1 protein-coding gene is annotated in these 2,030 nt (G+C 71.8%); it reads left to right on the forward strand.

Going from position 1 to position 2,030, the window contains the following annotated elements; genetic code table 11:
- Window positions 1-130: 130 nt before the first annotated feature.
- The coding region (locus VF468_19100; protein HEX5880399.1) for an ABC transporter permease at window positions 131-2,030 on the forward strand (1,900 nt) is incomplete at its 3' end.

Below are 2,030 nucleotides of genomic sequence, written 5' to 3' on the forward strand. Positions count from 1 at the left end.
GGCGCGTCGGTGCCGCGGCTGATCCACATGCGCGACGGTCGGCTGGTCACCGACGAGCGGCGCGTCGGCGACGGCCAGGTCGAACCCGGCGCCCAGCGCGCCGTGGTGCAGCCTCCCCAGGAGTGACGCGGTGTACCCCGAGCGCACCCCCCTGCTGGTCGGCCTGCTGGTGATCTGCGCCGCGGTCGCCGCCGTCATCGCGGTGCGTCGGCCGTTCCTGCGCAAGCTGGCGTTGCGTCAGGTCGCCCGCCGCCGCGGTGAGGCCACCCTGGTGGTGGCCGGTTCGGTGTTGGGCACAGCCATCATCGTGGGCAGCCTGGTCGTCGGCGACACCCTCAACTTCTCGGTCAAGCAGGGCGCCTACACCAACCTTGGGCCGATCGACGAGATCGTGGCCTCCCCCACCCTGGCCCAGGGCGATCAGGCCGCCGACCGGCTGGAGCGGCTACGGGGCGACCCACAGGTCGACGGGTTGCTGACGGTCCGGGGCGACCAGGCGGCCGCCGCCAGCGGCAGCGGCGGCGCCCGCCGAGCCGAGCCGCGGGTCAACGTCTGGGAGGTGGACTTCGCCCAGGCCGCGGTCTTCGGCGGCGCCGGCGACGGCGGCTCGGGGCTGGCCGGCCCCACCCCGGCGGCCGGCGAGACGGTCCTCAACGCCGACCTTGCCGCCACGATGGGCATCGGGGCTGGCGAGCTGCTGACCGTCTACCTGTACGGCCGGCCGGCGCCGTTCCGGGTGGCGCGGGTCGTGGCGACCAACGGGGTCGCCGGGGTGGGGACCGGTGCGGTCACCCGCAACGCGTTCTTCGCGCCGGGCACGCTGGTCCAGGCGGCCCGGGTTGCCGGCGGCACGGCGCAACCCCAGACCTTCACCTTTGTCTCCAACACCGGTGGCGTCGAGCAAGGCAGCGACCTCAGCGACGCGGTCGAGGCCAAGATCAGGGCGGCGCTTGGCCCCCTGGCGGCCCAGGGCACCTCGGTGGACAAGGCCAAGCAGGGACTGCTGGCGGACGCCGAGGCGGCCGGTGACGGCCTGGGCTCGTTCTTCTTGTTCATCGGGAGCTTCTCGATCATCGCCGGGGTGCTGCTGCTGGTGAACATCTTCGTGATGTTGGCCGAGGAGCGGAAGTCCGAGCTGGGCATGCTGCGCGCGATCGGGATGAAGCGCAGCCGCCTGGTACGCAGCTTCATCATCGAAGGCACCGTCTACGCCTTGATCGCCTCGCTGGTCGGGATCGTGGTCGGGATCGGGGTGGGCCGGGCGGTGGTGGTCGTGGCGGCCAGGATCTTCAACAGCTTCTCGGCCGAGGAAGGCGGCCTCAGCCTGGCCTTCAACGTCACTCCGACAAGCCTCGTCAACGGCTTCGCTACCGGCTTCCTGATCGCCTTCCTGACGGTGGCGATCACCAGCATGCGCATCAGCCGGGTCAACATCATCGCGGCCATCCGCGACCTGCCGGCCGAGGGCGAGCGCCGAACCAGGCGGCGCTGGGTGGTCGCCTCGACCATCCTGGCCGCCCTGTTCGGGGTGGCCGCGGTGCCGGCCATCGCGAACAGCGCGGGGATCGGGACCTACCTGTACCCGGCGCTGGCGGTGCTGCTGCTGTGCCCACTGCTGGTGCGGCTGGCGCCCAAGCGCTGGGTCTACACCGGTGCCTCGCTGGCCGTGCTGGGCTGGGGGCTGGCCGCCAACACGCTGCGGCCCAAGGTCTTCGACGATGGCACCACGGTCACCTTCGTCATCCTCGGAACGATGCTGGTGTTCTCGGCGGTGTTCCTGGTCAGCCAGAACCAGGACCTGATCACCCGCCCGTTCCGGCCGCTCATCCTCCGCCCGACCCCGGGTGGGCTGGCCGCGCGGCTGGCCGTCGCCTACCCGGTGGCGCGGCGCTTTCGCACCGGCGCCATCCTCATCATGTACAGCCTGGTGGTGTTCACCCTGGTGCTCATCACCGTCCTCGGCGGCCTGATCGACGCCACCGTGGACAACGAGGTCGCCAACGCCTCGGGCGGCTTCGCGGTCCGGGCCG

It is taken from the genome of Actinomycetota bacterium (assembly GCA_036280995.1).
Lineage (GTDB): Bacteria > Actinomycetota > CALGFH01 > CALGFH01 > CALGFH01 > CALGFH01.